The organism is Variovorax sp. RTB1, from assembly GCF_035018765.1.
GTDB lineage: Bacteria > Pseudomonadota > Gammaproteobacteria > Burkholderiales > Burkholderiaceae_C > Variovorax.
This window is the reverse complement of record NZ_JASJXG010000092.1, coordinates 1-7022: the sequence shown is the minus strand read 5'-3', so window position 1 is coordinate 7022 and position 7022 is coordinate 1. Positions and strand designations below refer to the sequence as shown.

Annotated in this window: 4 protein-coding genes and 2 pseudogenes; 2 read left to right on the top strand and 4 right to left on the bottom strand. The window is 61.2% G+C overall.

What is annotated here, in order from left to right; all coding sequences use genetic code 11:
- The first annotated feature begins 106 nt into the window (after positions 1-106).
- Together istA and istB are read left to right on the top strand one after the other, a co-directional pair.
- Positions 107-1618: pseudogene (gene istA / locus QN397_RS26165) on the top strand (IS21 family transposase).
- On the top strand, positions 1615-2454 hold the full coding sequence (gene istB / locus QN397_RS26160) for an IS21-like element helper ATPase IstB (protein WP_323502443.1): 840 nt from the start codon (positions 1615-1617) through the stop codon (positions 2452-2454). Before istA ends, istB begins: the two are co-directional and overlap by 4 nt.
- Before the next feature lie 756 nt (positions 2455-3210).
- On the opposite strand, the gene QN397_RS26155 is transcribed toward istB, so the two are convergent.
- From QN397_RS26155 to QN397_RS26140, 4 genes and pseudogenes are all read right to left on the bottom strand, one after another.
- On the bottom strand, positions 3211-4008 hold the full coding sequence (locus QN397_RS26155; RefSeq protein ID WP_323502442.1) for a hypothetical protein: 798 nt from the start codon (positions 4006-4008) through the stop codon (positions 3211-3213).
- Between the two features lies 1 nt (position 4009).
- Positions 4010-5452, bottom strand: a complete 1443-nt coding sequence (locus QN397_RS26150) for a hypothetical protein (RefSeq protein WP_323502441.1) — start codon at positions 5450-5452, stop codon at positions 4010-4012.
- A gap of 16 nt (positions 5453-5468) precedes the next feature.
- Positions 5469-6080, bottom strand: a complete 612-nt coding sequence (locus QN397_RS26145) for a DUF2628 domain-containing protein (RefSeq protein ID WP_323502438.1) — start codon at positions 6078-6080, stop codon at positions 5469-5471.
- Positions 6077-7022, bottom strand: a pseudogene (locus tag QN397_RS26140) (hypothetical protein); the annotation flags it as partial. The gene QN397_RS26145 and the pseudogene QN397_RS26140, both read right to left, overlap by 4 nt.

Sequence of the window (7022 nt, the reverse complement as noted above, 5' to 3'; positions counted from 1 at the left end):
ACAGGCTCCCGACCATGCCTGCGAAGGGGCAACCCGTAGGGGCGCTTCGTCGGTGATCGCGGTAAGTGAGGTACGAAGGGGTTTCTCGATCTAGCGAGGCCCTGCCGTGCCTGGAAGGCACATCCACGATCATCAGATGAGGTTGTTCATGAAGCTCAGACTCTCCAAGACGCTGCCGACCGCGGCGGCGCAGGCGGCCATCAGCGTGGCCAGCGCGTACCGTATCGAGCACGATCCGCGGCTGCCCTCGACCAAGAAGGCTCATCGTGAGCGACGGCGTCCCGACCCGCTTGCCAACATCTTCGACGCCGAAGTCGTACCCCTGCTCGAGGCGGCTCCAGGCATCCGCCCGGTGGCCGTATTCGACGAGTTGAGACGGCGCCACGTCGAACTCGACCCGAGCGTTCGTCGAACCCTCGAACGCCGTATCCGTTCATGGCGCGCGCTTCATGGGCAGGAGCGGGACGTGATGTTCCGCCAGGTTCATGAAGCCGGTCGCATGGGGTTGTCCGACTTCACCGAGATGCGCGACCTCGGGGTCACGGTGCTGGGAGTTGCGCTGGATCACCGCCTCTACCACTTCAGGCTGGTGTGCTCGGGCTTCGAGCATGCGCACGTCATCCTGGGCGGCGAGAGCTACGTCGCGTTGGCCTAAGGCCTGCAGAACGCGCTATGGGCGCTGGGTGGTGCGCCACGCGAGCACCGCAGCGACAGCCTGTCGGCGGCGTTCCGCAATCTGGACGCCGACGCGCGCGAGGACTTGACCTCGCGCTACGACGCCTTGTGCGCGCATTATCTGATGCAGCCGACGCGCAACAACCGCGGTGTCGCTCACGAGAACGGCTCCATCGAGAGCGCGCATGGGCATCTCAAGATGCGCGGTAAATGATGCGCTGCTGCTGCGCGGTACTGTCGAGTTCGTCGACCTGACCGCCTACCGCAGCTTCATCGACGAGATCGTCAGCCGCAAGAACGCCCGCAATGGCAAGCGCATCGACGCCGAACGCGCGCTGTTGCAGCCGCTACCGCCGGCGCGAACCTGCGACTATGAGGAGACGTTCGTCTATGTCACCTCCTCTGGCGGCTTCACGCTGCGCAAGGTCTTCTACACCGTGCCGTCGCGGCCGATCGGCCATCGGCTGCGGGTACGGCTTTACGACGACCGGCTCGAGTTGCTGCTGGGCGCGACGCAGCTCATGACGCTGGAGCGTGGGCGCGGCGGTGCCAACGGCAAGCATTGCCACGTCGTCGACTACCACCACGTCATCCATGCGCTTCGACGCAAGCCGATGGCGCTGCTCAGTCTGGTCTACCGTGACCAGCTGTTCCCCAGGGATGTGTACCGACTGACGTTCGAGTTCCTGCGGGAACACCTGGCCGAGCGCGTCGCCTGCAAGACGATGGTCGCACTGCTGAGTCTGGCGACGACCGATCGTGCGAGGTCCAGCTGGCAGGCGTGCTGGCAGACGATCTCGATCACCGACGCTTGCCCGACCTCAACGCTCTGCTGGTGCGCTTCGCCCCAGACCCAGCGCGCTTGCCGGAGGTCACGGTACGACTGGCACCGCTGAGCTCCTACGATGTCCTGATGGGCTCGGCCACGGAGGTCATGGCATGAATGAGCACTTCGATGCCTCGCGGCTGACGCTGCTGCTGTCCGAACTGCGGCTGCCGGCCACCAAGCAGATGTGGCCGGTCTTCGCTGAGCAATCAGACAAGGAAGGATGGCCGGCCGCACGGCTGCTCACAGTGCTCGCCGAGAACGAACTGGCCGAGCGGGACCGGCGGCGCATCGAGCGCCATCTGGCCGAGGCCAAGCTGCTGCCGGGCAAGACGCTGGACAACTTCGACTTCAACGCCGTGCCGATGGTCTCCAAGGCACAGGTAATGGCGCTGTGCGCGGGCGACGAGTGGCTGCGCAATGGCTCCAACGTTCTTCTGCTGGGACCACCAGGCGGAGGCAAGTCGCACTTGTCGTCGGCTATCGGTCTGGCCTTACTGGAGAAGGGGTGGCGGGTGCTGTTCGCACGCACGTCCGACCTCGTTCAGCGTTTGCAGGCGGCGCGTCGCGAGCTGGCACTCGAAGCGGCGCTCACCCGACTTGACCACTTCGATGTGCTGATCCTCGATGACCTAGCCTACGTCACCAAGGACGAGGCCGAAACGTCGGCCCTGTTCGAACTGATCAGCACGCGCTACGAACGACGCTCGATGATCATCACGGCCAACCAGCCCTTCGGAGAATGGGGCAAGGTATTCCAGGATCCCGCCATGACGCTGGCCGCTGTCGACCGGCTCGTTCATCACTCTACGATCTTCGAGATGAACGTCGAGAGCTACCGCAGGCGCACCGCCATCGAACGTAAACAAATCGGCGCCGGGCGCCCGGCCAGCTATGCGACACCGAAGAACGTCGGCGTTCCCAAGCCCAGCGACATTCAACCGTCAGCCTAAAACCGGTCCGCGACAATCAAACCTCGGGCATCATCGCAAAGCCGCGACATCCTTCTCATCCAGACTGTCGCGCGCCTCTCAGATGGATTGACGCGCCACACGAAATTGTTAAAACTCGGTCCCGCATCTCCGTTCATCAGACAGTCCGGGCACCAACTGGCAGCCAACTGAGATTTTAAAAATGCGCTCGCCATCGGACCTGCGAGTCCCAGCCTACGAGGCCTTTGGCGGAGCCGTTCCCAGCATGCTGGTCACCTTGCTGTGACGGATCGCTGCCGACTGGTAGTAGCCCTGGAATGTTGCCACGGTGCGGTGCCCGTCATGGCCATGGCCTCGCCGATCGGCATGTCACGCAGACCCGCCTCCGTCACAAAGCCCGAGCGCAGCGAGTGCGCCGAGAACCGACCGTCCAGGCCTGCGGCTGCGATTAAAGCCATCAGCGACGCGCAACTTTGACGAAGAGGCCTGGACATCGGTCTCACTTCTACTTTCCGAAATCGTCAGAGCCTTGCTGCGTACGGCCTTGCTCCGGACGAGGCGAGCGAGCCACATGCGAAGTCACACATTTACCGTCGCGTTTGAAACGAAATTCTTTTTCTCTGCGTGATTGCAGCGATCTATGTTTCATCAGGCACTGCCCTTCAAGCACCTTCTTCCTCATTGTTCGCGCGTCCTCAATTGCTGAGCGCACAGTAAGCGTTATGCATGAGCTCAAAGTTGGAGTCGACCTGGAGGATGGGCGCTGCCAATACCTTGTCAAGCTGCGGCGACATATTTTTCGAACCTAGCTTGACGAAGATTTCGCTCGATTTTCGAGAATAGAAGATAGAAAGCAAGGACCATGAACGCTGCGAAGATCGCGCCCGCCACCAGCATCAGGAAGTAAGCCTGCTGTTTCGATGCTGCCACTCTTAGCTGTTCAGCCTCTTCCTCGCTCTCGTAGCGCGCCTGCTCGGCGGCGTCGGCTTTTTGCTTTTGCGCTTTGACGGCGTCCCAGGCGCGTAGATGGAAGCGGAGGGTCGGCATGAAGATCCGCATCTTCAGATCTCGTGCCCAGCTCACGATAGTTTCATCCTTTAGCGCAGCGCATGTAAAAGCCAAAGTGGATTTGACCCATGCATCGCCTCGCTGCGGGCTTCGCGCGTAGTTTTCAACTTGAGCCCGAAGTGCCTCCACTTTTTGCGCTGTCACCGCATTGCCCTCGTCCTCGATAACGGCATCTACGCGCTTTGCGAAATCCAACGAGCAGCGATATAGCGCGGTCGTTTCCTCGAGGTACTTCAGTGAGTTTGGCACCACGCCGGCCGGCCGCTCGGGCCCCGGGTCGTCTTTCTTGTTTTCTTCCTGCAGTGCCTTCTTGAGGTCGTCAATGGTGATCTCCTTTTCGGGAGCAAGAACGACTGGCGCCGGTTTCGCCGGCGCCTGCAAATATTTGTATAGGGCCGTTCCCAAGAACACCATCGCACCGAGCAAAGCCAGCGTCATGAGGCAGAGCATGGCAATGCGAAAGAGTTTTAGCAGCAGTTCTTCCACCGCGTCGAGCTTATTGTTCATGTCAAAGATCCATTGAAGATTGCGCCCGAACGGGTTGCTTTTTCAGTTTTTCTGCTGCGGCTTTCTGCGCGGCAAGACGGTCCGCGGCGGCCTTGGAAGCCGCGGTTTCGGCAATGACCCGATCGGTAGCAGCTTTGTCGGCCGCCGCGCGCGCAATGGCAAGTTTGGTCGCCTGCTCGTCCGCTGCAATTTTTTCTGCAGTCAGCTTTTGCTGCGTCTGCTCTGCGGCGCTCTGGTCAACGGCACTCTTTGACTTATCCGCTGGTTGTTGCGGCGACGGTGGGGATCGCGCTGGCAGGCCACCCGCTAGCGCCTTGTCCAGGGCGCGGCTTTGCTCAGACTGCGCCGAAGCAGGCGTTGCTTCTTGCAATCTTGCGGGAGGAACTCGCCCTAGTGGCTTCACGGCCGGCAATGGCCGAGCCGACGCACGGTTGTCCGCGAGTTCTGAGGCAGCCTGTTTCGCGGCCGCGGGCAAGTCTTCCACCAAGCGTTCGGCGTTGTCGCGCTTCACCGCTTGCTCTCGCTCGGCCTGCAACCTGCCCGCGGCAGCTTTGCGTTCATCATCGATGCGTCGCAGATTCGCTGCGACATCCGCCTGCGCCATGGTCGTGTTGGTCAAGACGAATCGGCAATCGCGAAGCTTTTTTGACTGGTTTGGAATGGCGTTGGCCGCGGCGGGATCCATTCGGCCGTCAACAGATATCTCTTTCGCATTGACTTGCCCTTCAGCCTGATATGCCCAAGTTTTCGTCGGGTCGTCCAATCGCTGACCACTGCCGTGGAGATTGATCCGTCCACTGTTGTCAATCGCACCGCTAAAAATCTCGAGCACCGTCGCACTTTCGCGACGGCCGATGACCTGTCCATTTGTCACCTCCAAATTCAGAGACCCGGTGAAACCTTCTGGACTGGAAGACTGAATTGCAATGCGACCGCAGGTGAGCGTACCCGCCCATGCGCCGTCATAGGACCCAGGCATTGGAGGTACCAAAGGAAGTGCTGGTACGACGGAGGCGGTGCCGGCCACCAACGGGAAGTCAACTTGGCAGCGCGAGTAGACAAGGTTGCCGTCCTTGGAACTGATGGTCGCGGTACCAGCTATGGCCGCCGTGCCGATTGCCAGAGACGCGTCGGTTTTCCAGTCGAGCTGCAATGTCCCGATGTTCACGTTGCGCGTGCCACCGTAGCCGCTGAACTGCAGACTATTGCCGCTGGCCGAGGTCTTGATCGACTCGCGCGTGTTGCCCTCGTCGCGAGTCCACGTGATCGAGTTCCCTTCGACCGTCAACCGGACCGGCGCTTGCCAAGCGGTACGGTTGCGGTTTTCAGCCGTTGGTTCACAACGCATTGAGCCGGCGTACCGACCATCGGAAACCGTTGCTGCCAATGCACCGCCAGTCATCCCTGACAAACAGAGCGCGATGAGCCAACTATTCAGCCTCATGCGTGGCCTTTCCCGCTCACCACCAACCCGTGTCGTTGAGTACGACTTTTTTGTAATAGTCGAGGTTCGCACGCGTGGCGAAGAGTACGGGCATCACGAGGCCGGACGTCGCACCGACTGCGCCGCCGATAGCTTGCATGATGACGACAGCGACTACGGACACCGCAACGATCGCAAATCCTTTCTTGCCCATGCCCTTGCTGAGGTAGTAGAAAACACCAAAGAACATCGCCCAAAAATTGAAAAGCAATCCTGCACGCTGTCCAAACGTCAGTTCACGAACCCTTGGCATTTCCGCGCCGCCGGCCTTTTCGATCAGCGCGAATCGATATCCCCAGGGCGGGGGGAAAATGACTGGCGGCTGTGCGGCAGTGGCAATCGTCAGGGCGAGAGCTTCAAGGCCAGGGGGGGTCATATCGGGCGATATGCCGGCCAGCGCAGGTACGGTGACGGCCAGCGTGGCTGGCGATCCGCAATATCCGCAGAAAGCAATGGCTTTCTCGGAGGTAGCCCCGCAATTTTGACATTTCATTGGCGTGCGTCTTTTATGTTTTTGGCCGGCGAGCTTCACGACTGGACGTTGCGAGGCCGCGGCGCAGCACGCATCAACGGCCAGTCCGAAGCTCACGGGGTCTGGAGTGAAGCCTTGACGATAGGAGATGTCAGAAGCTTCTGGGACATGCGACGCAGCGACGGGTTGCTTTCGTCCAACGCCACTTTCTCGAACCACTCACGACTCTTTTGCTGGCTGCCAGCAAACTGGTACGTGAGCAAGAACGATGCATAGGCGGCCTGCTCCTGGTTCTGCGTCAGAAATGCGAGGCCAAGGTTGTACCAGGCAGATGAACGCGACGGATTGAGGTAGAGCGCTCGCAACAGTGCGTCCTGTGCCTCCTGGCCTCGACCGGCCTTCACCAAGGCATAGCCCAGGTTGGTGGCGATTTCCTCATCGCTCTCGTCCGCGATCGACGCGGCCGTGAAGCTCGCGACGGCACGTGGCAAATCCGGCCGCGCACTGGCGGCCAAGCCATCCTCATTCTGGGGACGAGCCATCTTCCGGTCACCGCGTGCGGGCCTTGGCATCGCACGGATCGCCGCACTCTCGGTCAGTGCCAGATCGCCGGTGTTGGCAAGCGCTGCTTCCATCATTTTGCGCAAGTGAGGCGAGGCCTCCTTCATGCGCGCATCCCATACACCGCTGGCCGCTGTCGCCGTTCCCAAAGCCGCTATAGCCGGGGGCGGCGCTGCGACAGAAGCAGCGCCAGCGCCCGCGCTGTTGGCGGCAAGGGTCGCTTCGGCTGTCTTGGCCGCTTGGGCAAGCTCGCGTTGACGCAAGGCCTCGGCTTTGGCAGCAACTTCTGCTTGCTGTTCGGCGAGACGCCGCTTCTCGAGCTCCACCTCCTTCATCGCTCCCGTAGCCTTGTCGGTCGCGAGCCGAGCCTGCGTCTGTGCGTCAGAGACCACCCGCGTGCGCTCAGCCTCGACAGCGGCGCGTTGCGACTCCAGCGCCTTTGCCTGCGTGGCGACAAGGGCAGTCTGCTCCTGCGAGTGATTGGACCAGGCCCAGACC

Bases quoted from the DNA above. Each gene is read 5' to 3' on its own strand.
- istB (WP_323502443.1), top strand. From the start codon at position 1,615: ATGAATGAGCACTTCGATGCCTCGCGGCTGACGCTGCTGCTGTCCGAA.
- QN397_RS26155 (WP_323502442.1), bottom strand. From the start codon at position 4,008: ATGAACAATAAGCTCGACGCGGTGGAAGAACTGCTGCTAAAACTCTTT.
- QN397_RS26150 (WP_323502441.1), bottom strand. From the start codon at position 5,452: ATGAGGCTGAATAGTTGGCTCATCGCGCTCTGTTTGTCAGGGATGACT.